A 26,666-nucleotide genomic window follows, 5' to 3' on the forward strand; every position below is an offset into this window, starting at 1 on the left:
ATTCAAAATCAAATGTTTAAAAAATAAACAATATACAGCTATTTTTATTCCAATTTAATACTTCTCGGTTTAATCAAACCAAATCATTGATGCCATTCGACCAGTCTTATTTTCACGACGATATGAGAAGAATTTATCTTGTTCGGTATAAGTACAATAGTCGCCACCAAACACATGAACAACACCCATAGCTTGCAAACGTTGTTTGGCAATTAAATACAAGTCAGCTAGATATTTTTGCTCGGATGGGTTAATTAAAGTAAAAGCCAATTTAGCGTTAGAATCAACTTTTTCAAATTGATGTTTAACTTCAATACCTACCTCAAATTTTTTTGCACTGATGGCGGGACCCATCCAAGCTAAGATTTCACTGGTTGGACAGACAAATTTTTTAACTGTTTCTTCTAAAATACCATGACATAACCCTCGCCAACCCGCATGGGCAGCGGCGACTTCATCGCCTTTCATTGAACAAAATAATACAGGCAGACAGTCTGCTGTTAGCACAACACTAACTTGCTTGGGTTGATTAGTATAAGAAGCATCGGCTTCAAATGATTGATGAGTATTTATCTTTCCTGTTGGTGCTTGTAAAGCAATTTGTGAAATATCGAGCGCGATAGTGCTATGCGTTTGATTGAGCCAATAAGGTTCACTGGGTATCTGCTGTGCGTTAATGATACGTTTACGATTTTCGGCAACATGATCTAAATTATCATCAGTCCGATTACCCAAATTTAAACTGGCAAATGGTGCTAAACTAACACCACCTGTTCTGGTGGTAGTAAATGCATGAATATTTTTAGGTGCAGTCCAATAAGGGTAAATCGATTTAATCATATTTGTTACCAATCCAGTTCATCTTTATGAAGTTCGGTATCTTCCTGTAATGCTTGAATTAATTTTTGCATATCATCAGGAATCGGCGCATGCCACTCCATCTGTTCGCCCGTAACAGGATGGAATAGACGTAACATAGTAGCATGCAGTGCTTGCCTGTCAAAATCTCGTAAGGTTTGAATAAATGACTCACTAGCACCTTTTGGCGGTCTTGGACGTCCTCCATATAATGGATCACCAACCAATGGATGCGCTATATGCGACATATGCACACGGATTTGGTGAGTTCGTCCTGTTTCTAAACGTAAGCGTAATCGAGTATGTAACCGATATTTTTCCATTACGCGATAATGGGTAACCGCAGGTTTACCTGTCGGGAATACCGCCATATGCGTTCGTTTAGTAGGATGACGTGTAATAGGTTGATCAATTGTGCCCCCCGCGGTAATAATTCCCATTGCGACAGCTTCGTATTCACGGGTGATTTCACGCAGTTGTAATGATTCAACTAAATGGGTTTGGGCGACAATTGTTTTAGCCACAACCATTAAACCAGTAGTATCTTTGTCTAATCGATGCACAATGCCCGCACGTGGTACACGTGATATTTCTGGATAATAGTGCAATAAAGCATTTAATACGGTGCCATTAGGGTTACCTGCGCCCGGATGCACAACTAAATCGCGCGGTTTATTAATCACTAAAATATCATCATCTTCATAAACAATATTGAGTTTAATATCTTCTGGTTGATGATGAGTTTCTTCCTCAATTTCAGCACATATACTTATCTTTTCGCCGCCAAGAACACGTTCTTTCGGTTTATTGACAATGATATTGTTGACAGTAACTTTATTATTAACGATCCAATCTTTAATTCTAGATCTTGAGTAATCAGGGAAAAGTTCTGATAATGCTTGATCTAAGCGCATTCCTAGCTGGGTTTGTTCAATTTCGGTCGATAATTTTAACTCGTGCATGTGTAATTTATCTATTTTAAGCTGTTAGGTTTTAGAGTATTATATACCAATCATTGCCTTTAATGTTTAATTAAATTTGGACTGAAAAACGAATGAAACTACGTTTACACACTTTATTAGCAATCACTTTAGCTGGCATGCTAATTGGCTGTACTTCTTCCAAACCAGATGTTGAAAATGTATCAGAATTAGATCTTCATAACAAAGCTCGAAGTGAACTCGAAAGTGGCAACATAAAATCCAGTATTACCATATTAGAGACAATCGATAAGAACTATCCATTTGGTCCTTATTCACAACAAGTACAACTTGATTTAATTTACGCTTATTACAAATCAGGTGATTTTCCATTGACTATTGCATCAATTGACCGTTTTTTAAAATTGAATCCAACGCATCCTAATATAGATTGGATTATCTATATGCGTGGTATTACTAATATGGCGCAAGATGATAATACCATCCAAGGTTGGTTTAACGTCGATCGTTCCGATAGAGATCCAGATTTCGCTATCGCCGCTTTCAAAGATTTTACCTATTTGGTTTCAAGCTTTCCAGACAGTCCTTATGCGGCTGATGCACAGAAACGTTTAATCTTTTTAAAAAACAGATTAGCTCGATATCAACTAAAAATTGCAGAATATTATACCAAACGCGGAGCTTATGTTGCGGTGATTAATAGGGTAAGCCGAATGATATCGTTATTTCCTGATACAGACTCAACAAAAACGGCACTTTTATTAATGCGTAATGCCTATAATGAATTAGGTTTAGATAACGAAACAAAAAAAATCGATGAACTAATTCAAGCCAACCTTGAAAATATACCTAAAAAAGAGGAAAAATCATATTTAGCGCGATTTACCAGTATATTTAATGGTGGTTAAAACTTAACGAGCGGAGTTCACTCCGCTTATTATTATCATCATAGCCTGAATAAACGATTATGTTAGGATCATTTATTTTTATAAGTTAATACTTTTAATCATCACCTCCCTTCCTTTTTGCTTAACAATTCAGGCTAACCATGCATATAACGTTTGTAAAACACTACAATAACCAATACAATTAGCAAAATATTTTTATTAGCAATAATAGATAGGACATTAATTCGTCATGCAAGAACAATATCGCCCCGATGAAATTGAAGCCACAGTACAAAAACATTGGCTAGAAAATAAAACTTTCCACGTCACAGAAGATCCATCAAAAGAAAAATATTACTGTTTGTCGATGCTACCTTACCCTTCTGGGCGTTTACATCTTGGTCATGTTCGTAACTATACAATCGGCGATACCATTTCGCGTTATCAACGCTTAAATGGCAAAAATGTGTTGCAACCTATTGGCTGGGATGCATTTGGTTTACCAGCTGAAGGTGCTGCTGTTAAAAACAATACTGCTCCAGCAAAATGGACCTATGAAAATATTGCTTATATGAAAAAGCAGTTACAATTATTAGGTTTTGGTTATGATTGGGATCGTGAAGTGACTACTTGCCGTCCTGAATACTACAAATGGGAACAATGGTTTTTTACTAAGCTTTATGAAAAAGGTTTAGTCTATAAAAAAACTTCTGCCGTTAACTGGTGTCCAAATGACCAGACCGTACTTGCTAACGAACAAGTAGTGGAAGGTTGCTGCTGGCGTTGTAGTACCCCAGTTGAACGTAAAGAAATTCCACAATGGTTTATTAAAATTACAGCATACGCAGAAGAGTTACTCAATGATTTAGATACATTAGAAAGCTGGCCTGAACAAGTTAAAACCATGCAACGTAACTGGATTGGACGTTCAGAAGGTGTTGAATTTGATTTTGCTGTTGAAAACTATGCTGATAAATTACGTGTTTATACAACTCGCCCTGATACTTTAATGGGTGTAAGCTTTGTATCGGTTGCAGCCGAGCACCCTCTTGCACAATTAGCCGCACAAAGCAATCCTAAAATTGCTGAATTTATTGCCGAATGTAAAAACACTAAAACGGCTGAAGCCGATATGGCGACGATGGAAAAGAAAGGCATGCCAACAGGCTATTATGCCATTCATCCATTAACTGGCGATAAAGTTCCAGTTTGGATCGCTAATTTTGTGCTAATTGAATATGGTACAGGTGCCGTTATGGCAGTACCAGGTCACGATGAGCGTGATTATGAATTTGCCTCTAAATATAACTTACCAATTAAACCAGTTATTTTAAACCAAGACGGCAATGAACCTGATCTTTCCGAGCAAGCTTATACTGAACATGGCAAATTATTTAATTCGGGCGAATTCGATGGACTTGATTTTGAACAAGCATTCAATGCAATTGCTGATAAGTTAACTGCGCTTGGTATTGGTACTCGTAAAGTCAATTATCGCTTACGTGACTGGGGCGTTTCACGCCAGCGTTATTGGGGTGCACCAATTCCAATGGTTACGCTTGAAGATGGCACCACAATTCCAACACCAGAAGACCAGTTACCGGTGATTTTACCCGAAGATGTCGAAATGAATGGTATTACAAGCCCAATCAAAGCAGATCCTAACTGGGCTAAAACTACGGTTAATGGTCAACCTGCATTACGCGAAACCGACACTTTCGATACGTTTATGGAATCATCTTGGTATTACGCACGTTATACTTGCCCTCATTATGACAAAGGCATGTTAGATGAAAATGCGGCTAACTATTGGTTGCCAGTTGACCAATATGTGGGCGGTATTGAGCATGCAATTATGCATCTTCTCTATTTCAGATTCTTCCATAAATTAATGCGTGATTTTGGTTTAGTTACCTCTGATGAACCAGCCAAACGCTTGCTTTGCCAAGGCATGGTATTAGCTGATGCATTTTATTACACCAGCCCAACTAATGAACGTATTTGGGTATCACCAACTGAGGTGACCATTGAGCGTAATGAAAAAGGTCGCATTTCTAAAGCAGTCGATAGTAAAGGCAATGAACTGGTGCATGCTGGTATGACAAAGATGTCAAAATCCAAAAATAACGGCATTGACCCACAAGAGATGGTCGAAAAATACGGTGCAGATACAGTTCGCTTATTTATGATGTTTGCCTCACCGGCTGATATGACACTGGAATGGCAAGAATCTGGCGTTGAAGGAGCCAATCGCTTTATTAAACGTGTATGGCGTTTAGTGTATGAGCACGCACAAAAAGGTCAAACAGTGGAGCTTGATGTTTCTGCTTTAGACAACGATCAAAAATCATTACGTCGTGAATTACATAAAACGATTGCAAAAGTAACTGATGATATTGGTCGTCGTCAAACATTTAACACAGCAATAGCGGCTGTAATGGAATTAATGAATCGCTTACAAAAAGCACCGCAAGAATCTGAACAAGACCGAGCATTAATGGACGAAGCGTTAAATGCCATTGTTCGTTTACTTTATCCTATGATGCCTCATGCTTGTTTTGTGATGTGGCAAGCATTAGGTCATAGTGAATCGATTGATGATAGTCTATGGCCAGTTGCTGATGAATCAGCAATGGTTGAAGATGAAAAGCTTATTGTGGTACAAATCAATGGTAAAGTACGTGGCAAATTTACCGTGCCAGCAAATGCTGATCAAGAATCGGTCATAGCTCAAGCTAAACAAGAACCAAATATTCAAAAATATTTAGTCGATGTTGCAATTCGCAAAGTGATTTATGTACCTGGTAAATTATTGAATCTTGTTGTTGGTTAATATTGTTTATAACTAAATATAGGCGGTAGTAGATATGAAAAAATATTTAGCTTCTCTCATGTTATTGACAATATCTTTGACTGGATGTGGATTTCATTTACAACATGAAACAGAAGTGCCTACGCGTTTTAAAACGATGTCTTATATGAGTCATGATCCTTATGGACAGCTTTCACGAGATATTAAAGAATTATTACGCGACAATCATGTTACGTTAACCAATAATGAAGCTTCACAAAATCATCCTGTATTAAAGGTTGTGAGAGATTCAATGGATCGTAGCACTATCTCAATTTATAAAGATGGTAAAGCTGCTGAATATCAACTAGTTTTGACTGTTGAAACACAAATCATTATCGAAAATGAAAAAATCTATCCTATTAATGTCCGTGTTTTCCGGACATTTTTCGATAATCCTTCAGCCGCGCTTGCCAAAACGACTGAACAAGATTTAATTGAAGATGAAATGTATATGGAAGCAGCAAAACAAATTATTCGAAAATTAAAATCTGTTGATGCCGTAAATTAAAAAATTGATATGATTAAAATCAGTGCCGATCAAATCACCACTAAACTAGGATCACCTTATTACTTGATAATAGGGAATGATCCTTATTTACAACATTATGCGCAAACTCAATTAAAAACTTCATTTAAACAATTAGGTTTTGATGAGCAGCTCACGTTTAATATAGATAATCAAACCGATTGGTCAACTATCTTCGATAGTTGCCAAGAAATGAATTTATTCTCTGATAATACACTTATTTTTTTGGATTTTGGAGAAAACTCAATAAATGCCAATGTTACCACAAAACTCAATACGTTAAGTGAAATGTTAACTACTGAGATTGTCTTAATCATCAGTCTAAATAAAATCACTAAAACGAATGAAAATGCACAATGGTATAAAACATTATCTGATAAATTAATTGTGGTGAGTTGTAATACTCCCGATGAAGTGCAATTACCTAAGTGGCTTTCTAATCATTTGCAACAAAAACAGATGCAGATTGAACCACAGGCAATTGAGTTACTCTGTTACTATTATGAGGGTAATTTACTCGCTTTAACCCAAATCATTGAACAATTAAAATTACTTTTCCCAAATCAGACTATTACATATGATCAAGTCGAAAGTAATATTAATGATTCAGCTATATTTACGCCTTATCATTGGATTGATGCAATGGTGTCGCACAAAACTAAGCGCGCAACACACATAATGCAACAACTAAAGATGAATGAGTTTGAACCACTAATTCTATTGCGTGTTATACAACGAGAACTTATCTTACTCATCAATTTGAAAAAAGGATTATCAAACAAATCTTTTAAACAAATTTTTGACGAATATAAAATTTGGCAAAATAAAAGACCCATGTATACCTCTTATTTGAATCGCTTTGATATTAAAGATCTATTTAATATACTTAAACGACTAACCGAGATAGAAATAAGTTTTAAACATGATAATCAATTACAAATTTGGGATGCTTTATCTGCTTTGACCATGCAATTTATGGGGTTAAACAGATGTTAACAGCGTTGTTTGGCGGTACATTTGATCCCGTACATTATGGACATATACATCCTGCTATCGCTTTAGCCAAAGAAATTGGCTTAACACAAATCAGCTTGTTGCCTAACCAAATCCCCCCACATAAACCACAGCCAGAAGCAACAACAGAACAACGTTTGGCAATGCTAAACTTGGCAGTAGAAGATTTACCTCTATTTTCGATTGATACTCGAGAAATATCATCTGAAAAATTGATGAGACCTTCCTATACAATCGAAACATTGGAAAAGTGGCGTCAAGAAAATGGTTATCAAAAAGGATTAGCCTTTATTATGGGACAAGATTCATTACTAAGCTTGCCTACTTGGTATCAATGGCAAACACTGCTTGATTACTGCCATTTGTTAATCTGTCGTAGGCCTGGTTATGCAGAAAAAACCGATGATATCGAGTTACAAAATTGGATAACCACACATCAGACAACAAATATTAAAGATTTACACGATAATCCATATGGATATATTTTTTTTGCTCATACGCCACTTGAAAATATTTCGGCAACAGAAATCAGACAAAATATCAACAATAAACAAAACTATGAAAATTTGTTACCAGCCAAAGTTTGGCATTATATTCATCAACATGCACTTTATAACGCAAAGAAAAAGTAGAAAGGACTTTACATCTGACAGTTTTTTCGGCATTATTTTGCCGCTAAGTTTATATATTCTAAATTCAGTTTTTTTACGTTTATACGTTAATTTGCTAAATCCTATTATAAACAACCGATATGGTTACGAAAAAGCTTAGAGCTTTTTCATGCACATGTTAATTGTGCGAAATAAGACTAGCACTTTAAGTATATTTAATTTGTATTTATTATTTAAGAGGCCCCAATGGCAAAAGAAGATAACATTGAAATGCAAGGTACAATACTTGATACACTCCCAAACACGATGTTTCGTGTTGAACTTGAAAATGGTCATGTTGTTACTGCACATATTTCTGGAAAGATGCGAAAAAATTATATTCGTATTTTAACTGGTGATAAAGTGACTGTTGAAATGACGCCTTACGATCTATCTAAAGCACGTATCATATTCCGTAGTCGCTAATATCGTTATCAAAATAAATAATATAACAGATTATTTATCTCTTTCTTAATAAAAAGGCCGTCGACAGATGTCGACGGAAATTAGAAAGTTTTGGAGAATTTGGGATATTAATCAGCTTTGGAAAAATCCATCTCCTCGTATTTTACCCATTTAGTCTTTTTAACTATTTTGTAGGTAAAATAAATTGCAAAGAATAATGGAATACCAATGTAAGTTGCAATCACCCCATTCCAATCTATAGTATCTTGTAAAAACGCTTCATAATTTTGTCCTAAAGTAATAATTAAGCATAATACAAATGCAAAAATAGGACCAAATGGGAAACAACTTGAACGGTAAGGTAATTTACTGACATCGTTACCTTGAATGGTGTAACCCTTTCTAAAGCGATAATGGCTAATTGCAATACCTAGCCAAGCAATAAATCCTGTCATACCTGACATATTAAGTAACCACAAATAAACGGCCTGATCTTTATACATTGAAGTTAAAAAACAGAGCATCGCAACAAATGTAGTTGCTAACAACGCTGCTCGTGGCACACCTGATGATGATAATTTAGCAAAGATTTTCGGCGCTTTGCCTTCTCGAGCAAGTGCATAAAGCATACGTGTTGATGCGTAAAGACCCGAGTTACCAGCCGATAAAACTGAAGTTAAGATAACGGCATTCATTAGTGCTGCCGCAGACAGTAGTCCAGCATGTTGAAATACTAACGTAAACGGACTAACACTTATATCCGTTTCATCATTGCGTAGTAAATTAGGATCGGTATAAGGAATAATTAAACTAATAACTAAAATTGCAAAGATATAAAATAGTAATATACGCCAAAATACTTGTCGCATAGCTCTTGGTATATTTTTTTCAGGATCCTTTGATTCACCCGCAGCAATACCGATTAATTCAGTACCTTGGAATGAAAACCCAACCACCATTGCGACACCAATCATTGAAGAAAACCCACCAACAAAAGGCGCATCACCTACTTGCCAGTTTTGCCAACCTGCACTTTCTGCACCTCGTAAAATGCCAATTATCATCAACAAACCAACTATGATAAAGACAATAACAGTGACAACTTTAATTAATGAAAACCAAAACTCAGCTTCACCAAAACCTTTAACAGAAATATAATTTAAACAAAATATAATGCTTAAAAACAGTAAGCTCCATAACCAACTGTAAGCCCCTGCATCAATCCAATATGAGATAACGAGCTGTGCGGCAACTAAATCAACCGCAACTGTAATGGCCCAGTTATACCAGTAGTTCCAACCGATTGCGAAACCAAAAGCTTCATCAACATAACGTGCGCCATAAGTTGCGAATGTTCCTGAAACAGGTAAATAGGCGGCAAGTTCGCCAAGACTGGTCATTAAAAAGTATACCATCACCCCAATAATGGCATATGACACCAGCGCACCACCTGGACCTGCTTGGGCAACGGTTGCACCCGATGCAACAAATAGCCCTGTTCCGATTGACCCGCCGATAGCAATCATCGTTAAATGACGAGCTTTTAAATCTCGTTTTAATTTATTTTTCATAACAATGTTCTTCTGTTTATTGATATTAAATTTAATAGAAAAAAAAGCTATCAATTAAGATATTTCCTAATCTGAAAATAGCGAAAATTAATTCTATAATTATTGATATTTATTACTAGATATTGAAGTGCGGTGAAGTTTATCAAAAAAACAACTTTGCGAGATAAATAATTCTAATAATCGATCTGGTTTATTAAATTTATGCAATACTCAATTGCTAGTCAACTGTTCTAATTGAGTTAAATAATGCATAGCTTGTTCTCGATTATTGCCACACATTTCAAAACAGGGTTTTAATCGACTACAAACTATCGGCCTTGATGATTTTTGAAAAAGACCACACTGATAATTATTATCCAAATGAATACATGCAATACCCGCAGGTTTGCCATTAGGCATACCGGGAATTGCAGATGAAATTGAGGGAGCAATACAGCAAGCGCCACAATTTTTTCGACATTCATATGAATCTGCCATAGTATTTCCTTTATTTTAAAGTTCTGCGATAAATTTTGATGGTGACAATAGCAAGTTAGCGGTAAAATAGCGAGCTAATTTTTTACCTTATCTAACCTTTATTATCATTAATTGTGAAGAATAAATATTATGGCTAAAGCAAATGAAATAAAACGTGGCGATGCGGTCACGTACAATGGAAAACTTCTTCTTGTAAAAGATATCGACGTTCAAAGCCCGAGTGCTCGTGGTGCCAGTACGCTGTATAAAATGCGTTTTACCGATGTAAAAAATGGTGGTAAAGTGGAAGAACGCTTCAAAGGTGACGATATTATCGAAACCATTGAGCTTTCTCGTCGTCCAGTTAGTTTTTCTTATATCGATGGTGATGAATATGTGTTTATGGACAATGAAGACTACACACCATTTATCTTCAAAAAAGAACAAATTGAAGAAGAATTACTGTTCATTCCAGAAGGCGGTATGAGTGGCATTCAGGTATTGATGGCTGATGGTGACGTGATTGCTTTAGAATTACCGCAAACGGTAGATTTAGAAATTATCGAAACTTCACCAAGTATTAAAGGTGCTTCAGCAAGTGCTCGCACTAAACCCGCAACATTATCAACGGGTCTTGTTATTCAAGTGCCTGAATATATTGATAACAATGAAAAAATTAAAATTCATATCGCTGAACGTCGTTACATGAGCCGTGCTGAGTAATCTATAAAATTGTGATGAATACATATAATCAAAATAAACTACATAAACGATTGCGTCGCCTAACCGGCGAGGCAATTGCCGATTTTAATATGATCGAAGATGGCGATCGTATTATGGTTTGTTTATCAGGTGGTAAAGATAGCTATACCTTGCTTGATATCCTTATTAATTTGAAAATAAGCGCGCCAATCAATTTTGAATTAGTGGCGGTAAATTTAGATCAAAAGCAACCAGGATTTCCTGAACATATCCTACCTCAATATTTAGAATCATTAGGTATCGAGTATAAGATTGTACAGGAGAATACTTATGGAATTGTGAAAGAAAAGATCCCTGAAGGTAAAACTACTTGTTCGCTTTGTTCACGCTTACGACGTGGAATTTTATACCGTACAGCAACCGAACTGGGTGCGACCAAAATAGCATTAGGGCATCATCGTGATGATATTTTAGAAACGCTGTTTTTAAATATGTTCTATGGTGGCAAGCTTAAAGCCATGCCACCCAAATTGATGAATGATTCTGGTGAACATATTATCATCCGTCCACTTGCTTATTGCAAAGAAAAGGATATTGCCAAATATGCTGAAATTAAGCAATTTCCAATTATTCCTTGTAATCTTTGTGGTTCACAGCCTAATTTACAACGTCAAGTCATTAAAGAGATGCTTAATGAGTGGGATAAAAAATTCCCAGGACGCATTGAAACCATGTTCCGTGCTACCCAAAATATCACTCTGTCTCACCTGTGTGACACAAACCTTTTTGATTTTAAAGGAATCCAAAAAGGGGATGATGCCATTAATGGTGGTGATATCGCTTTTGACCGAGAAGACATTGCTCCTGCAATGGGTTTTGATGCATCAGAACTTGAAGAGCAAGATATGATTTTGTGGAAAGAAGCAAAATAACCTGCTAGTGAACTTTTGACATCCATTATCGGCTAAATAAACACTATTAACCGATAATGGTTCACCTAAACAATTACATTAACCACTTTTGCCAACTTTGTTTAACAATCTGTTTTTCTCGATAAAATTGTGAACTGTTGACCGTACTTGGTAATAGTTGCAATGCAAGTTGATGAATTTGATTACGCATATCAATATAAGCTTGAGTCAATTGTTCTGCTTCATCACTGTCCATAATTTGGTAATGAGTGGCTAGCTCTAAAATTCGTACATTGTCACTCCAAGTTGTCATTTTAGGGTGTGAATTAGCATAATTGAGCACCAAATATTGTGATAAAAATTCGATGTCACCAATGCCTCCCTCATCAATTTTCAGGTTAAATAGTTCAGCTTGCGTCGTTCCTAAGTGATTTCGCATTTTTTCACGCATTTGCCTAACTTCGGTTTTTAATTGATTTTCATCTCGTGGTTTGCAAAGCACATCATGACGGATTTGGTTAAAACGTTTTATGAGATCATTTTCACCATATACCGCTCGAGCTCGTACCAGCGCTTGGTGTTCCCATGTCCATGCTTCATTCATTTGATAATCCGCAAAGGAATCTAAACTACACGCAAGTAAACCTGCATCACCTTGTGGACGTAATCTGACATCTACTTCATAAAGAATACCGAAACTAGTGCGCACATTAAATAAATGGATAATGCGTTGCACTAAGCGTAAATAAAATTGACGACTATCAATCTGTTTGTCACCATTGGTAACACTATTTGCAGGGCAATCATGCAAAAAAACTAAATCCAGATCCGAACCGTAACCCAGCTCCCAGCCCCCCAATTTACCATAAGCAACCACGACTAATCCTTTATGATTATCAGCTAAGTGAGCGGGTTTACCATAACGTTCGACCATCTGACTCCAAGCCATTTGTACAACAAAATCAAGTAATGCTTCCGCCACATAAGTAAGGTGATCACTTACTTTCATAGTGGTTAATACATGTTCCACATCAGCCGCAGCAATGTGCAGTAATTGCATCTGCTTAAATTGGCGCAAGGCTTCTAATTGCTGTTCTTCATCGTCAACGTGAATACGTAATAAGTATTGATAAAGTTGACTTTTATACTCATTAGGTTCAATCGTTTGATAAAGTGAATTAATATCAATTAATTCATCTAATAAAATCGGATAGTGAGCCAGTTGATCACTAATCATAGGAGAGGCACTACATAGACGGATCAACTGCTTTAATGCACTCGGATATTCAAGCAATAGCTCTAAATAGGTCGTACGACTAACAATATTAACCAACAAAGGCAATATGCGTGAAAACACCATAATTGCCTGTTGTCCATTACAAATAGCATCTAATAAACGAGGCATAAGTTGATCAAGTATTTCACGCCCACGCACACCTATTGTCCGTTTGCCAATATCATTACGAAATTGGATAAGCATCTGATAAAGTTGCTCGGCATCGCTATCAGAATAGTTTGGTAATACAGCTTTTATATCGCTTAATTGCAAATCAGGAACCCATAAGTCATCAAACAGATCATTATATTGTTTTATGTTAGGAGCCGATTGTGAATCATCATTACCAATAAGAGCATTGAATATCAAGCGATTTTGTTGCATACGCACAGATAATTGTTCAATAAACTCAGACCAATTGGTAAATCCCATATTGGTAGCTAAACGAATTTGGTCGAGCTCTTCTTCTGGTAATGTCTGGGTTTGTTCATCATTAATGGCTTGCAGTAAATTTTCGCAACGGCGTAAAAATAAGTAGTTATTACGCAATTGAGTCACTTCATTAGTATCAAGCAATGATTCTTGTTCAATTACTTGTAAGGCTGTAAGCAGAGAACGTGTCTGTAGCCCTATGACACGACCACCGCGAATCAGTTGAAAAACCTGTACAATGAACTCGATTTCACGAATGCCTCCAGCACCTAATTTAATATTGTTTTTTAAACCACGTCGGCGTACTTCACGTTCAATCATGCTTTTCATATTTCGCAAAGATTGCAAAACACTAAAATCAATGTAACGACGATAGACAAAAGGTTTAAGCATTTGGTAAAGTTCTTTGGTGAAAGAATTTTGCTGATCGCCTAACACTTTGGCTTTTACCATAGCATAACGTTCCCAATCTCGCCCTTGTTCTTGATAATAATCTTCCATAGATGAAAAACTTAAGACTAATGGCCCACCCTCACCAAGTGGACGTAATCGCATATCAACACGGTATACAAAACCATCTTCAGTAATACTATCAAGCGCTTTTATTAAACGTTGTCCTAAACGGGTAAAAAATACAGCATTATCTAGTTCTCGCCTGCCACCTTGCGTTTGCCCATGTTCAGGATAAGTAAAAATTAAATCAATGTCAGAGGAAAAATTCAGCTCTCCTCCCCCTAGTTTTCCCATACCCAATACGAGCAAAGGTTGAGGTTCACCTTGATGACTACACGGTGTCCCCCACTCTTTACAACTTAATTCATACAACCAATCACGTGCCGTTACAATAATGATTTCAGCCAGTTCACTTAATTGACTTAATATTTGTTCATCGCTACTGGTATAAGTTAATTGTGACCATTCAAGCCTTACTAAGATATAACGCCTAAATAATCTCAATGCTTTCATTAATGCCGTTTCATCCAATACCGATGTTAAGTGTTCATTAAGCCATTGTTGATAATAACGTCTTTCATCAGCTTGTGGCGGATGATTAATAATATTTGTAAGCCACTGTGGATATCGATAAAAAGCATCTACTATAAAATCACTTTGTACCAAAATATTAAGATTATCCTGTACGAAAACAGAATTACATTGTGATAGCTGTGATGTTATTTTCTGTTTTTGTTGATTCAAAATTTCAGATTGTGACATATCCTTCTCTCGCATTGATGACGTTATCGGCTCGTCCTATTTATCATAAAATCATAACATTACTCTTTATTTAACCGTGCAACTAGCAGTAGTTTTAATACTGTATTTATTGGGCTATAAGCAAAATCATAAACGGAGTGAATATGGGTGATTGCTTGTTGCCACTGTTTAAATTCAGATTCGTGTGCAATATCGTGATTAGCTAGTATTTCGTTTATTTGAATTAAGAGTTGTTGATAAAACGCTAGATCATTATTTTCGAGCGCATACTCTTCGTTTTGTTGCCAAAAATTTAATAAGCTTGATAAATCATGTTTAAATTGCACGCTAAAAGGAGCGCGATTAACAGGCGCGTTTTTTAATAATCGATAACCGCGTGAGGCCTTACTTTGAGAAAAGAGATGTATGTTAAATCTACTTAATTCAATAGCAAAATTGATTAAATCATGTTTATTACCTTGTTTTATTTCTAACTCAACTTCTTGTATCGATTTTGATTCTCCATTAGAAATGATTTCACCTTGATCTAAAGCGACTTCTATTTCGCTATTGGCAAATGAAATTAACCATGTTTGCCGATCAAAATGTGTTGAAAATAATGGACGCAGCTTTTTTTGTAAATTTTCGATATGACAATCTTTAGGAAAAGCCTCACTTGGGAGCAAAGTCAAATCAAGATGGTTGTCTGGTAGATCAGCATTATATTCAGATCGTTCATGTAAACCAGCAACGGCTTTGTTACCATGCTTTACGGTAATTTCAAATTGTTTACTGAGTTTGTCTTGTGTTCCCCTAATCCGTAAACCACATCCATTAGAACGTAAATAGTAATCTTGAGTATCATAATAGGTATTAAAAAGTTTAAGTTCGTGAATATTGTTTTGAATTTTTGAAGAGGATTCAAATTCAGCTTGATCACAACTTACCCATTGATTTAAAAAATTTTTTAAATCATGAATATCTTTAGTTGCAATTTCAAATTTTAATTCGATTTCTTTCATTATGTTCAGGTAAATCAGTTAATTTTTTATATCATATACCGATTTACCCAAGAAATACACTTAATCAATTACTGACAGAAAACTCTTGTTTTTGCAGAGAATAAAGTCTGGCAAATAAACCATTGTTATCGATTAATTGTTGGTAGCTACCCTGTTCAACAATACTGCCTTTATCTAATACAATAATTTGATCGGCCGTGATAATTGTTTTTAAACGATGGGCAATTACAATCACGGTTCGATCTTTAACTAATTCTGAAATAGCTTGTTGTATATAAACTTCATTTTCAGGATCAAGCGACGCAGTTGCTTCATCCAGCAGTACAATCGGAGCATTCTTTAATAATGCTCTTGCTATCGATATTCGCTGTCTTTCGCCACCTGATAGCTTATTGCCATTTTCACCAATTAAAGTATCCCAGCCATGAGGTAAACGAGCAATCAACTCATCACATCGAGCTTTTTTGGCTGCAAGTTTAACCTCTTCATCGCTCGCATCATGTCGACCGATACGAATATTATTTAAAATGGTATCATCAAATAAAATAACATTTTGAAATACAAACGACATACTGCGCATCAACGTCTCAGGATCAATAGTTTTAATATCATTACCGTCAATACTAATCACACCTTTATCGACATCCCAAAAACGGGCAATTAATTGTAATAACGTGCTTTTACCGCTTCCTGAAGGCCCTACTAATGCAGTCATTTTGTTTGACGGAATAACACAACTCAGATCATTAATAACAGTTTTTTGCTTATATGAAAAATTAATGTGATCAATGGTAACACTAAAACTTTTCAATAAAACATCATCTCGACCTTCCATTATTGGTTCTGTTTGTAAACTTTTCATCCGCTCAATAGATGTCAGCATATAAAAAAGCTCAGGTAATAGCGTTAATACAGAAATTAAAGGGCTGTAAATGCGTGAACCAATAACGATAAAGGCTAAAAATGTTATCGGATCTAAACTACCAATAACGATCAACTTCACACCGACTAAAACAACTATGCCCAAACCTACCTGCAAAACCAAAGTAGATAACGTGACAAAAATTCCACTTATACCTTCAAATTTGATCGATGCCCACATCATATTTTTAAGCGCTCTATCCAGTGTTTTAAATTTTTCACCACTAATACCAAAGCCTTTGATGATTTTAATTCCATCAAGATATTCTTGAACTTCATTTGAGACAGCTAATTTACTTTGTACTTGTTTTTCGCCTAATTTTTTTTCAAAACCTTTGCCGATAAGCATAATCAAAAATGCAATAGGTAAAGTACAAAAAATAGCACTTGCCATTCTCCAATCGTAAAAAGCTAATAAAGCACAAGTAATAACACTACTACATGAATAACCAATTAGTTGGGGAATGACATGACTTAACATGTTCTCAATTGTTGCACAATCACCCATGATATTGGTTGTTAGTTCAGATAAATCTTTACGATTAAAAAAACTAAGTGGAAGTTTTCTAATTTTCTCTGCCACTTCAATGCGAGTATTTGCTGCTTGTCCAAAAGCATTTGCATAAGTTTTTTTATATTCCCTTTGATAGCAAAATAAAAAAAGTAAACTAGATAATATGCCTAACCCTACCATTAACCATAAATAACTCTTATTTACTGCTAAATGACTTGTTAACGGGGTAATTAACGAGACAATGACTTGCAATAGAATAATAAACGGTAACATCAATGTAAGATTTGAGATCGTACATGCGATGATAGCTTGTCTTAAATTTTTACTTCCTGTATCGGATAACATCAATAATCGCTTAAACATTTTCTGACTCCTGCTGATAACTTATTTGCTCATCATTGTTTGACTACTCATATCAGAATGATGCATTTGCCAATCTAATGTTTGCTGATAATATTGCCACATCTTGTAGTAAGTTCTCTTATTTGAAAATAGTTGTTCATGTGTTCCTGACTCAGCAATATTTCCTTTATCTAATACGATGATCTTATTAGCATCTCTTATTGTTGATAGACGGTGAGCTATCATAATGACCGTTTTATTTTTCATTAATGCTTTCATTGCTAATTGAATTTTGCTCTCATTTTCAGGATCGGCAAATGAGGTGGCTTCATCAAGAATTAAAATTGGAGAATTTTTTAATAGTGCACGAGCGATAGCCAGTCGTTGCATTTCACCCCCAGAAAGATGTATACCATCTGATCCAATAATTGAATCATAACCATTTGGTAATTTTTCAATAAATTCATGGCATTGAGCAGTTTTAGCAACCGCAATAACTTCATCAATTGTTGCGTCAGGTTTACCGATCCGAATGTTGTTTATTACACTTTGCTTGAATAAAAACACATCTTGAAAAACAAAACTTACTAAAGACAATAGATAACCACTAGTCATCTGTTTTAAATCAACATGACCAATTGTAATATGACCTTCATCGGGATCAAAAAATCGTGGAATGAGTAAAGATATGGTACTTTTGCCACTGCCTGATAAACCGACTAAAGCCGTTATTTCTCCTTGTTTAGCGGTAAATGAGATATGATTAAGCGCGTTATTACTTTCGGTTGTATTTGATACCTGTTCATCATGATAAGAAAAACACACATTATCAAATTGAATATCGTAGCTTTCAACTTTCAGTCCCTCTTTGGGTTCGCTAAGAGGAGGAACATTTAATACCTCATCCATATTTTGGACGCTTTTAACTGTTTTTTGAAATCCTTGAGTGACATATATCAATTTGAAAAATGGTGCAGGTAATCCTAAAGAAAAAATCAAATAAAAAATGGCTGACAAAATGAAATTAGCGTAATTATCCGTATCACTGATCAAAAAGATAACAACCGGAACAATAAAGAGATAAATACTATTTAATAACAATATAAAAAATGCCATGTGGTATTTAAAACAATATATAAATTTTAAACAATAAAATTGATAAGCTTTAATCGCGTCATTAAATCGTTTAAATGAAAAAAATGTCTGATTAAAAGCCTTTATAACGGTAATACCTCTTATATATTCAACTGAAGCATGACTCATTTCAATCAGTTTTTTTTGCAACTCTTGTTGATTGGTTTTGATATCCTTACGTCGATAACCACTAATTAATACGATATAGGCAAGGATAATAGGTAATAACGTTGCTAAACCTAATCGCCAATCGAAAATGGCTAGAATTACTAAAATAACGACAGGAGAAGCAAAGGATCCAATCATATCGGGCAATTGATGAGCAATAAATTGTTCAATTTTTTCGATATCATCATCCACGATTTTTCTTAGCTCGCCACTAGAATGATTTGTATGAAAGCCTAAAGGTAAACAGGATAAATAACGAATAAAGTTGTATTTAAGATTATAAAGTGTTTTAAATGCAACAATATGTGATAAGCATAGCGCTAGGAAATTAAAAACAATCGCTAATGCAGCGGCCATAAATGCCAGCCAGCCATAACTAATAATTAATTCGCTATTTAATTCTATTTGATGACTGATGCTCAATATAATTTCACAAACAATGAAATAGATGGCAATGAATGGTATAAATGAAGTGATGACACTAAAAATAGAGAATAAACAGGAAAAAATCATTAAAGTTTTATAAGTAAATGCTAATTTCCATAAGCGAGAACTTGGATTGATATCAGTTGAATTCATGACATAACACGCACGCATTTTAATGTTAATAATAATCATTATCAATTATAAGAAATTAAAATGATAATAAGTTTTATCTCTTCATTTGATAAGTGATAACTATTAATATTTTAAATGCGATTGATTTATTATTTTACTTATTGCCCGTTAGTTAACCGGGCGTTAATAGACATTGAGAATTAAATCTGGAAAATAATTTTGTTATTAAAAATTATTTTACCACTCTGAATGGATTGGCCTTTTTTGCAGGAGGTGTTTCGGATTGATTATTTTGTTTTTCTTGTAACGCTCGATATTGAGGTTCATCTTCAAATCCCATCCCTACTCCATTTTCACGAGCATAGATAGCTTCAACCGCAGCCATAGGAACAACGATATGTTGTGGCACACCAGAAAAGCGAGCATTAAACTCAATTTGCTCATTATTTGATACATATTGACCTACAGATTGTGGTGCAATATTTAGCACTATCTGATTATTCTGTACAAACTCTTGTGGAACCAATACTCCATAGACAGAAGTATTCACCACAATATAGGGAGTTAAATCATTATCCAGAATCCAATCATAAAAAGCCCTAAATAAATAAGGCCGGCGTGGAGTCATTTGCTCAAGTTCCATAAAAATACCTTGTATAAAAAATAGTGCAAATCAGATAAAATTATTTATTATGCTCTCATCTTTCTTTCATCGTCAGTAAGAGACTGAGTAAAAGCAGGACGTTCAAAAATGCGTGCCATATAATTTAAATAATTTTTTTCAGCAACTTTTGGTAATTCAATATTAAGCATTGGTAAACGCCATAATAATGGAGCAAAATAACAATCACATAAAGTAAAATCATCACTCATAAAATAATCTTTTTCTTTAAAAATAACTGAGATTGAAACAAGATCATCCAGTAAATTTTTTCGGGCTGTTTTAGCCGTATTGCTATTAGGATCGGCAATAATTGTTTCGTAAGCGGCATACCACTCTTTTTTGATACGATACATCGTTAAACGTGCGTTTGCTCGAAGAATAGGATAGACAGGCATTAAAGGAGGATGTGGGAATCGTTCATCTAGATATTCTAATGTGATATGAGGCTCGTATAAAGTGAGATCGCGATCAATTAAAGTTGGGATAGTAGCATATGGATTAAGATCCAATAATTCTTGAGGTAAATCATCTGCGGTTACAAACTCGATTTCAGCAGTCACACCTTTTTCTGCTAGTACAAAACGAATCTGATGGCCGTAAATATCTGTTGTATCACAAAATAGTGTCATAACAGAACGTTTATTAACAGCAACAACCATGTTCACTCCCAATAAGCAAAGTTAAAATAAGTTAGTTATGTGTCTATTCTAACAAATTGGATAACAAATTTGTTAAAAAAATGCATTTTATTACTATCTTTCTTATATTGAAAAACTTTTTGACAAGAAGTTTAAGGTTAGCTATACGTTTTAGTAAAAATAATCGTTTTTATGAGTAGTAATAATTAAATTAAAAAATCAGAAGGTTATATTACAAAAAGGCTAAATGACACTTAGTCAATCATCTCAATGACTATTTTAGATAAACAATAATTTGACATAAAAAACCCAGCTTTTGGCTGGGTTTTGAAAACAATTTTGTAACGTATGCTATTAACGTTTGCTGAATTGTGGACGACGACGTGCTTTGCGTAGACCCACTTTTTTACGTTCAACTTGACGAGCATCACGAGTAACAAAGCCTGCTTGACGTAATGCAGAACGTAATGTTTCATCATATTCCATTAATGCACGAGTAATACCGTGACGAATTGCGCCAGCTTGACCTGAAATACCGCCACCTTTTACAGTGATGTATAAATCAAGTTTGTCAGTCATTTCAACTAACTCTAAAGGTTGCATAACAACCATACGAGCAGTATCACGACCAAAGTATTGCTCTAATGAACGTTTATTAATAACGATATTTCCACTACCTGGTTTAATAAACACGCGAGCAGCAGAACTTTTGCGGCGACCTGTGCCGTAATATTGATTATCAGCCATCTTCTATCCCCTTAAATATCTAATACTTGCGGTTGTTGTGCCGCATGATTGTGCTCACTACCAGCATAAACTTTTAGTTTACGGTACATTGCACGACCAAGAGGACCTTTCGGTAACATGCCTTTTACAGCAATTTCGATGACTTGTTCAGGATGACGTTCAATCATTTCTTTAAAAGTCGCTTCTTTAAGTCCACCGATATAGCCAGTATGACGATAATAAATCTTATCAGTGCGTTTTTTGCCTGTTACAGCAACTTTTTCTGCATTGATAACAATGATATAGTCACCTGTATCAACATGTGGTGTATATTCTGCTTTGTGTTTACCACGCAAACGGCTTGCGATTTCAGTAGCTAAACGACCTAACGTTTTACCTGCTGCATCAACAACATACCAGTCGCGTTTAACTGTTTCTGGTTTAGCTGAAAAAGTACTCATTCGTAATTATCCAATTTTTAATTAATCTCACGTTAATAAATCATTTGATTTATTTACACTTTTTGATTGTTGCTATTAACTAACTAACCCCTTCGAGTTGTTACATTAACTTTGACAACCGAAAACAACGTTGGGAAAAACGTTGTTGTAACGTGGGTGCCGATATTATACAGAAATAATATAAAAGCGCTAGTTTAAAAATAAAAAATCATGGCGAGAATACACTCTTGCTGTTACACTTAAAGTCAAGCCCAAAATAATAGAAAATTTATATCATGAATACTACCATCACACTTTCCGAAAAAGATTATATAAATCGTGGATTACACCGCAAATGTTATCATCACCCCGAGGATGAGAATAAATGCATTAAAATCAACTATAATGATGGAGCAGAAGAAGAAACTAACCGCGAAATTGCCTATTATAAACATCTTATTAAACGTAATGTATCATTTGATGCATTAGCTAAATATTATGGGCCGGTTTCAACCAATTATGGTAATGGTCATATCTTTGAACTGATTAGAGATTATAACGGTGAAACTGCAATTCCATTGGAAAAATACCTTGCTAGTAAATCATTAACCGAAAAATATTTTGATCAATTAGTCACCGGACTCAAAGAGTTAAAATCAACATTATTAAAAGATCGTATCATTACTATGACTATCAAAAGTAAAAATATCTTATTTCAACATTTAAGCGAGACTAAAGGTCGTTTAATTATTATCGACAACATTGGCAATTCAACTTTTATTCCAATTGCGAATTATATTCCTTATTTTGCAAAATCTAAAATTGAACGGACTTGGCAGCGGTTTTTAAAGTCTATTATTAAAGAAAATAGTCATAATCCTTTGCTTACTCGTTTAATTGACGTGTTGAATCAGTAAGTTGCAATTGCGCAATCGCACCTTTCACATCGCCAGATCGATTTTTTAACATAAATAAGCCATGATGTAACTTAGCAATACGATTAACAATACTTAAACCAAGCCCAATACCGTCATGTTTACGATCCATACGGAAAAAGGCTTGAGTGAGTTTTTCGCTTTCGGATTCGTCAATGCCTGCTCCCTCATCCTCCACACTTATAAAAATATCTTTTTTATCCTTATAACAACTTACCACTATTTTGGTATGTTTTGGGCTATAGCGATAACTGTTTTCGACTAAATTACGCAGTAGTAATCTTATTAAAGTAACATCACCGTTAAAGGAAAGTTTCGCATCAGGTATATTCCATTCAATAGATTGAAATTTTTTTTTGGTTAATTCCGTTAATTCATCAGATAAAGGAAGCATAATATCATCATTGAAATTAATCTGTTGATATTGCCCAACTGTAAATTTTTGGCTTGCTCGCGCTAACATCAATAATTGCTCAACGGTATTAACTAAACGATCAATTCTGTCGATTAATTCTGTACAATCAATATTATTTCTAGTTTCTAATAATTCTAAATGCAAACGTATACCTGCAAGTGGCGTTCGCATTTCGTGCGCAACATCGGCAGTAAAAAGCCGTTCTTGAGCCAAAGTTGTACTAAGCCGAATAAACAGATGATTCAACACCGAAGTGATGGATTTAATTTCACGCATATTACTAATTGGTTCAATAGGTTTTAAATTTTCTTCAGTGCGTTGATTAAGATCTTTTTCCAGAATCTCTAGTGGTTTAGTAATCCATTTGATGGCTTTATAGGCTAAAAATAATGTCACCAGCATCATGGTAAAAGCAGAACAAAACAGAGCAAAAATAGCTTCAAGCTCTTCATGCTCAATCACTTCATCAATTTTATTTTTACTCAGCGTTAAATTAACCAACACATCAATTTGTTCCTTACTTTCATGCCATAACCAAAAAACGGTAATAGTTTGGCAAATGAGCATAATTGCGCCTAAAGTAAAAAAAAGATTCCAGCGGATACTATGACGGATATTACTAAGGGATTTTGCTATCATAATAAATTTATATAGTTAGTAGTATTAATTAACAATCATTGCTAGTTGATAGCCATAGCCACGAACAGTTCGAATAAAGTTTTTTCCGAGCTTATTACGTAATCCATGAATATAAACTTCTAAGACGTTTGAGTTTGGATCGCTTTGCCAATCATAGAGATCGTTTTGCAGTAAATCACGATGCACCTTTTCACCTGCTTTTAACATCAATCGGGATAAAACGATAAACTCTTTTGGTGTTAATACTATTTCTTGATTATTGACAGTCACTTTTTTCTGTTTAATATCAATAGTAATGGGTCCATAGCTAATCAGATTATCAGAGGTACCTTGATTACGACGAATTAATGCCCGCACTCTGGCTAACAATTCCGTTAAGGCAAAAGGTTTTATTAAATAGTCATCGGCACCTAAATCTAAACCTTCTACTCTATCCTCAACAGTATCACGTGCGGTAAGAATAAGAACGGGCGTATCGATTTGCTTTTTTCGCCAGCGTGTCAGTAATTCTAAGCCATCACAATCAGGCAAACCTAAATCAAGAATAATCAAACTAAATTGCCCAAATTGAATATACTGTTCGGCCTGCTTACCCGTTGATGCTAGTTCACACACATAACCATTGGAGGTAATACCATCATACAGGCCTTTTTGTAATAAACTATCATCTTCAATAATAAGTATTTTCATTATCATTTACTCTAATCGGTATTTTATAATAAAGTCGATAGTTGATGATTTATTATATATTTGGCCTTGCTTAACAACACGGTTAATTAAAATCCATAAAATAACTATCGATTGATCAATTTACTTACACTTATCCAACATTTTTTAATTATAAATGAAGATATAATGCTTACAACAAATCCAACAAAAATATCTAATGGCCAATGCACTCCTAAATAGATACGACTCCAACTGACCAATAATGCAACTATCGCCAATAAGTATAAGATTGTTTTAGTTCGTTGCGTTTTATTGAATAAAGCAGTAAAAAAAAGAGTCCAGACAAACACCGCATGTTGGCTTGGTAACGAGCTTGTTTTATCATGAAAAAGGTAATTAGTTCCAACATCTACTGCAAATGGACGTGGAGAATAAAATAGATGACGAATAATAAAAGTAATCAATAATGCTAAACATAAACCTATCAGCATTTTTAACATGAGCTGCCGATAAATGGGATGAATGAACCAACAAATACCCATAACAATAATAGGGAAATAGGCTAAATATTTTGCACAAAAAACAGCGAAGCTAATAAATGATTTTGATGCTTGATCCGATGCATTGATTAATAGAAAAAGTTGAGTATTGAAATCATGCCACATTGAACAGCTACCAGATTAATTAAATTTATAACAATTTAACGCTTAAACCTTAAAAGAACCTTAATAATAATAAGTCAATTAATAAACAAAGTTATCAAACAAAATCGTTAAATGAACAATTATTTTGTACTAAAAAAACACCTTTTTGCTAAAAAAGATACAACAATATCAAGAGATAAACAAATGATAAAATAGACAACAATAACAAATAAAAATATTTCGGTCGGATACACCATACTGCGATTATTAATTTGCGTAGCAATAAAGGTAAATTCAGCAACGCCAACAACATAAGCCAAGGAGGTATCTTTAATCAAAGACACCCATTGATTAACAAAAGATGGCATCATCATTTTTAGAGCTTGCGGTAAAATAATATAGATAATTACTTGGGTTTTAGATAAACCTAGTGAAAACGCAGCTTGCCATTGTTCTTTCGATACAGCAATCATCCCTGCATGTACTGAGTGCCCAATATAAGCAGCACCGATAACAGATAATGCGAAAACTACCGTTGTAATTGCAGGCACATCTACATTAAGTAACACAGGCAATAAAAAGTAAGCCCAAAATATGAGCATGATCACTGGAATTGCTCTTAAAAATCCTAGCACACCAATAAATAAGGAGCTAACAAGCCCTTTACTAACCGTTAAACCAATGCCAGCTATGATACCCATAAAAGATGAAAATACAATTGCGGCTAAACTCAATAACAGTGTTAAAAATATCCCACCTGGAAAGTTACCCCACATCATATAATTTAGGTTATTATAGATAACTTCTAGACCTTTAAATTCCATAATAAGTAATTACATCCTACCCGTAGGGAATCGTTTGGTTTGATAAATATTGCCTAACGTGCCAATAATAACAATAGCCAAAATATATAAAAAAGTTGCAACGGCAAAATCTTGAAAAGTTTTTAATGATTCTGTTTCAACTTGCCTTGAAACATAAGATAGCTCTAACACACCTATGGCCATCGTTAACGATGAATTTTTAACAATATTCATATATTGACCAATAAGAGGCGTAAAAGCAATACAAAAGCTCTGAGGTAAAATAATAAAACGCATACTTTGCCACCAAGTTAATCCTAATGCCAGTGATGCCTGTTGTTGCCCTACACTCACACCAGCAATCCCTGCTCTAAATTCTTCAGCAATAAAAGCACTGGAATAACAAGTCAGGCCAATAAAACCAATAATAAATTCGAATGATGGCATTTTCAGTGTAAAAAACCATAATTGAATTTGTGGCTCGTCAAACAACCATATTTTAAATTCGGTGGGCAACAAGTTACCAATACCAAAATACCAAAAAAACAGTTGTGGCAATAATGGAGAATAACGAAAAATTGCGTTATAACCTACCACAATACCTTTAATCAATTTGGTTCCACTTTGCTGAGCAATAACCAACAAAAAACCTAAAATCGTCGAAAAAATGATAGTAAGTAGTGAGATAGCTAAGGTTACTAAAAAACCATCCCATAACCACCATAAATAGCGAGCTTCAAGTAATTGCTCTAACATA

The 26,666-nt window shown here is 34.8% G+C and carries 24 protein-coding genes and 2 pseudogenes; 9 read left to right on the forward strand and 17 right to left on the reverse strand.

What is annotated here, in order from left to right:
* Nucleotides 1–69: 69 nt before the first annotated feature.
* Together pgeF and rluD are read right to left on the reverse strand one after the other, a co-directional pair.
* Complete coding sequence (gene pgeF / locus A9G17_RS02710) at nt 70–837, reverse strand: peptidoglycan editing factor PgeF (protein WP_086308626.1); 768 nt, start codon at nt 835–837, stop codon at nt 70–72.
* Between the two features lie 8 nt (nt 838–845).
* Entirely contained in the window at nt 846–1,820 is a 975-nt protein-coding gene (gene rluD / locus A9G17_RS02715) for a 23S rRNA pseudouridine(1911/1915/1917) synthase RluD (RefSeq protein ID WP_065737389.1), read from the reverse strand.
* A gap of 92 nt (nt 1,821–1,912) precedes the next feature.
* Here rluD and bamD point away from each other — a divergent pair.
* The 6 genes and pseudogenes from bamD to infA form a co-directional block, all read left to right on the forward strand.
* A pseudogene (gene bamD, locus A9G17_RS02720) lies at nt 1,913–2,635 on the forward strand (outer membrane protein assembly factor BamD); the annotation flags it as partial.
* Between the two features lie 301 nt (nt 2,636–2,936).
* A complete protein-coding gene (gene leuS, locus A9G17_RS02725) occupies nt 2,937–5,519 on the forward strand; it encodes a leucine--tRNA ligase (RefSeq protein ID WP_065737391.1) in 2,583 nt (860 codons plus the stop codon).
* 34 nt (nt 5,520–5,553) lie between these two features.
* Nucleotides 5,554–6,048: an LPS assembly lipoprotein LptE gene (lptE, locus tag A9G17_RS02730; protein WP_065737392.1), complete on the forward strand. Its 495-nt coding sequence runs from the start codon at nt 5,554–5,556 to the stop codon at nt 6,046–6,048.
* A 9-nt stretch (nt 6,049–6,057) separates the two neighbouring features.
* The gene (gene holA / locus A9G17_RS02735) at nt 6,058–7,062 is read left to right on the forward strand and encodes a DNA polymerase III subunit delta (RefSeq protein ID WP_065737393.1); all 1,005 of its coding nucleotides are present in this window, start codon (nt 6,058–6,060) and stop codon (nt 7,060–7,062) included.
* Nucleotides 7,056–7,712: a nicotinate-nucleotide adenylyltransferase gene (nadD, locus tag A9G17_RS02740; RefSeq protein ID WP_065737394.1), complete on the forward strand. Its 657-nt coding sequence runs from the start codon at nt 7,056–7,058 to the stop codon at nt 7,710–7,712. Before holA ends, nadD begins: the two co-directional genes overlap by 7 nt.
* 225 nt (nt 7,713–7,937) lie before the next feature.
* Nucleotides 7,938–8,156 carry a translation initiation factor IF-1 gene (gene infA, locus A9G17_RS02745; protein ID WP_025315083.1) on the forward strand — a complete coding sequence of 73 codons (219 nt, stop codon included), beginning with the start codon at nt 7,938–7,940 and terminating at the stop codon, nt 8,154–8,156.
* A gap of 107 nt (nt 8,157–8,263) precedes the next feature.
* Here the strand turns inward: infA and A9G17_RS02750 are convergent, their stop codons facing one another.
* The gene (locus A9G17_RS02750; RefSeq protein ID WP_086308619.1) at nt 8,264–9,706 is read right to left on the reverse strand and encodes an amino acid permease; all 1,443 of its coding nucleotides are present in this window, start codon (nt 9,704–9,706) and stop codon (nt 8,264–8,266) included.
* A 210-nt stretch (nt 9,707–9,916) separates the two neighbouring features.
* A complete protein-coding gene (locus A9G17_RS02755; RefSeq protein WP_065737395.1) occupies nt 9,917–10,183 on the reverse strand; it encodes a YkgJ family cysteine cluster protein in 267 nt (88 codons plus the stop codon).
* 129 nt (nt 10,184–10,312) lie between these two features.
* Between A9G17_RS02755 and yeiP the strand changes: the two genes are divergently transcribed.
* Together yeiP and ttcA are read left to right on the forward strand one after the other, a co-directional pair.
* A complete protein-coding gene (yeiP, locus tag A9G17_RS02760) occupies nt 10,313–10,885 on the forward strand; it encodes an elongation factor P-like protein YeiP (RefSeq protein WP_039126116.1) in 573 nt (190 codons plus the stop codon).
* Nucleotides 10,886–10,899: 14 nt separating this feature from the next.
* A complete protein-coding gene (gene ttcA, locus A9G17_RS02765) occupies nt 10,900–11,796 on the forward strand; it encodes a tRNA 2-thiocytidine(32) synthetase TtcA (RefSeq protein WP_065737396.1) in 897 nt (298 codons plus the stop codon).
* Nucleotides 11,797–11,869: 73 nt separating this feature from the next.
* On the opposite strand, the pseudogene glnE reads toward ttcA, so the two are convergent.
* The 8 genes and pseudogenes from glnE to rplM all read right to left on the reverse strand — a co-directional run.
* Nucleotides 11,870–14,620, reverse strand: a pseudogene (glnE, locus tag A9G17_RS02770) (bifunctional [glutamate--ammonia ligase]-adenylyl-L-tyrosine phosphorylase/[glutamate--ammonia-ligase] adenylyltransferase); the annotation flags it as partial.
* Nucleotides 14,621–14,757: 137 nt separating this feature from the next.
* Nucleotides 14,758–15,699: a CYTH domain-containing protein gene (locus A9G17_RS02775; protein ID WP_065737398.1), complete on the reverse strand. Its 942-nt coding sequence runs from the start codon at nt 15,697–15,699 to the stop codon at nt 14,758–14,760.
* A gap of 64 nt (nt 15,700–15,763) precedes the next feature.
* Nucleotides 15,764–17,497, reverse strand: coding sequence for an ABC transporter ATP-binding protein (locus A9G17_RS02780; protein WP_065737399.1), 1,734 nt, complete (start codon nt 17,495–17,497; stop codon nt 15,764–15,766).
* Nucleotides 17,498–17,518: 21 nt separating this feature from the next.
* Nucleotides 17,519–19,357 (reverse strand): ABC transporter ATP-binding protein, encoded by a 1,839-nt coding sequence (locus tag A9G17_RS02785; protein WP_065739067.1) that lies wholly within the window; start codon nt 19,355–19,357, stop codon nt 17,519–17,521.
* 211 nt (nt 19,358–19,568) lie between these two features.
* Nucleotides 19,569–19,979, reverse strand: a complete 411-nt coding sequence (locus tag A9G17_RS02790) for a ClpXP protease specificity-enhancing factor (protein WP_065737400.1) — start codon at nt 19,977–19,979, stop codon at nt 19,569–19,571.
* A 47-nt stretch (nt 19,980–20,026) separates the two neighbouring features.
* A complete protein-coding gene (locus tag A9G17_RS02795; protein WP_065737401.1) occupies nt 20,027–20,659 on the reverse strand; it encodes a glutathione S-transferase N-terminal domain-containing protein in 633 nt (210 codons plus the stop codon).
* 333 nt (nt 20,660–20,992) lie between these two features.
* Complete coding sequence (gene rpsI / locus A9G17_RS02800) at nt 20,993–21,385, reverse strand: 30S ribosomal protein S9 (protein ID WP_034915459.1); 393 nt, start codon at nt 21,383–21,385, stop codon at nt 20,993–20,995.
* Between the two features lie 11 nt (nt 21,386–21,396).
* Nucleotides 21,397–21,825 (reverse strand): 50S ribosomal protein L13, encoded by a 429-nt coding sequence (gene rplM, locus A9G17_RS02805; RefSeq protein ID WP_034901369.1) that lies wholly within the window; start codon nt 21,823–21,825, stop codon nt 21,397–21,399.
* A gap of 275 nt (nt 21,826–22,100) precedes the next feature.
* On the opposite strand from rplM, the gene A9G17_RS02810 reads away from it, so the two are divergent.
* A complete protein-coding gene (locus tag A9G17_RS02810; protein WP_065737402.1) occupies nt 22,101–22,721 on the forward strand; it encodes a YrbL family protein in 621 nt (206 codons plus the stop codon).
* On the opposite strand, the gene pmrB is transcribed toward A9G17_RS02810, so the two are convergent.
* From pmrB to A9G17_RS02835, 5 genes are all read right to left on the reverse strand, one after another.
* Nucleotides 22,690–23,793 (reverse strand): two-component system sensor histidine kinase PmrB, encoded by a 1,104-nt coding sequence (gene pmrB, locus A9G17_RS02815; protein WP_065737403.1) that lies wholly within the window; start codon nt 23,791–23,793, stop codon nt 22,690–22,692. The two genes, A9G17_RS02810 and pmrB, sit on opposite strands and share 32 nt — an antisense overlap.
* A 24-nt stretch (nt 23,794–23,817) precedes the next feature.
* On the reverse strand, nt 23,818–24,483 hold the full coding sequence (gene pmrA, locus A9G17_RS02820; RefSeq protein ID WP_065737404.1) for a two-component system response regulator PmrA: 666 nt from the start codon (nt 24,481–24,483) through the stop codon (nt 23,818–23,820).
* A 104-nt stretch (nt 24,484–24,587) separates the two neighbouring features.
* A complete protein-coding gene (locus A9G17_RS02825) occupies nt 24,588–25,127 on the reverse strand; it encodes a phosphatase PAP2 family protein (protein WP_065737405.1) in 540 nt (179 codons plus the stop codon).
* 119 nt (nt 25,128–25,246) lie between these two features.
* Nucleotides 25,247–25,930, reverse strand: coding sequence for an amino acid ABC transporter permease (locus tag A9G17_RS02830; RefSeq protein WP_065737406.1), 684 nt, complete (start codon nt 25,928–25,930; stop codon nt 25,247–25,249).
* A 9-nt stretch (nt 25,931–25,939) separates the two neighbouring features.
* Nucleotides 25,940–26,665 (reverse strand): amino acid ABC transporter permease, encoded by a 726-nt coding sequence (locus A9G17_RS02835; RefSeq protein WP_065737407.1) that lies wholly within the window; start codon nt 26,663–26,665, stop codon nt 25,940–25,942.
* Nucleotide 26,666 lies beyond the last annotated feature (1 nt).

The sequence above is a fragment of the Gilliamella sp. wkB7 genome (assembly GCF_001693435.1).
GTDB lineage: Bacteria > Pseudomonadota > Gammaproteobacteria > Enterobacterales > Orbaceae > Gilliamella > Gilliamella apicola_N.

Excerpts from the sequence above, each read along its gene's own strand:
- rluD (WP_065737389.1), bottom strand. The coding sequence starts at position 1,820 with ATGCACGAGTTAAAATTATCGACCGAAATTGAACAAACCCAGCTAGGA.
- leuS (WP_065737391.1), top strand. The coding sequence starts at position 2,937 with ATGCAAGAACAATATCGCCCCGATGAAATTGAAGCCACAGTACAAAAA.
- lptE (WP_065737392.1), top strand. The coding sequence starts at position 5,554 with ATGAAAAAATATTTAGCTTCTCTCATGTTATTGACAATATCTTTGACT.
- holA (WP_065737393.1), top strand. The coding sequence starts at position 6,058 with ATGATTAAAATCAGTGCCGATCAAATCACCACTAAACTAGGATCACCT.
- nadD (WP_065737394.1), top strand. The coding sequence starts at position 7,056 with ATGTTAACAGCGTTGTTTGGCGGTACATTTGATCCCGTACATTATGGA.
- infA (WP_025315083.1), top strand. The coding sequence starts at position 7,938 with ATGGCAAAAGAAGATAACATTGAAATGCAAGGTACAATACTTGATACA.
- A9G17_RS02750 (WP_086308619.1), bottom strand. The coding sequence starts at position 9,706 with ATGAAAAATAAATTAAAACGAGATTTAAAAGCTCGTCATTTAACGATG.
- A9G17_RS02755 (WP_065737395.1), bottom strand. The coding sequence starts at position 10,183 with ATGGCAGATTCATATGAATGTCGAAAAAATTGTGGCGCTTGCTGTATT.
- yeiP (WP_039126116.1), top strand. The coding sequence starts at position 10,313 with ATGGCTAAAGCAAATGAAATAAAACGTGGCGATGCGGTCACGTACAAT.
- ttcA (WP_065737396.1), top strand. The coding sequence starts at position 10,900 with ATGAATACATATAATCAAAATAAACTACATAAACGATTGCGTCGCCTA.
- A9G17_RS02775 (WP_065737398.1), bottom strand. The coding sequence starts at position 15,699 with ATGAAAGAAATCGAATTAAAATTTGAAATTGCAACTAAAGATATTCAT.
- A9G17_RS02780 (WP_065737399.1), bottom strand. The coding sequence starts at position 17,497 with ATGTTTAAGCGATTATTGATGTTATCCGATACAGGAAGTAAAAATTTA.
- A9G17_RS02785 (WP_065739067.1), bottom strand. The coding sequence starts at position 19,357 with ATGAATTCAACTGATATCAATCCAAGTTCTCGCTTATGGAAATTAGCA.
- A9G17_RS02790 (WP_065737400.1), bottom strand. The coding sequence starts at position 19,979 with ATGGAACTTGAGCAAATGACTCCACGCCGGCCTTATTTATTTAGGGCT.
- A9G17_RS02795 (WP_065737401.1), bottom strand. The coding sequence starts at position 20,659 with ATGGTTGTTGCTGTTAATAAACGTTCTGTTATGACACTATTTTGTGAT.
- rpsI (WP_034915459.1), bottom strand. The coding sequence starts at position 21,385 with ATGGCTGATAATCAATATTACGGCACAGGTCGCCGCAAAAGTTCTGCT.
- rplM (WP_034901369.1), bottom strand. The coding sequence starts at position 21,825 with ATGAGTACTTTTTCAGCTAAACCAGAAACAGTTAAACGCGACTGGTAT.
- A9G17_RS02810 (WP_065737402.1), top strand. The coding sequence starts at position 22,101 with ATGAATACTACCATCACACTTTCCGAAAAAGATTATATAAATCGTGGA.
- pmrB (WP_065737403.1), bottom strand. The coding sequence starts at position 23,793 with ATGATAGCAAAATCCCTTAGTAATATCCGTCATAGTATCCGCTGGAAT.
- pmrA (WP_065737404.1), bottom strand. The coding sequence starts at position 24,483 with ATGAAAATACTTATTATTGAAGATGATAGTTTATTACAAAAAGGCCTG.
- A9G17_RS02825 (WP_065737405.1), bottom strand. The coding sequence starts at position 25,127 with ATGTGGCATGATTTCAATACTCAACTTTTTCTATTAATCAATGCATCG.
- A9G17_RS02830 (WP_065737406.1), bottom strand. The coding sequence starts at position 25,930 with ATGGAATTTAAAGGTCTAGAAGTTATCTATAATAACCTAAATTATATG.
- A9G17_RS02835 (WP_065737407.1), bottom strand. The coding sequence starts at position 26,665 with ATGTTAGAGCAATTACTTGAAGCTCGCTATTTATGGTGGTTATGGGAT.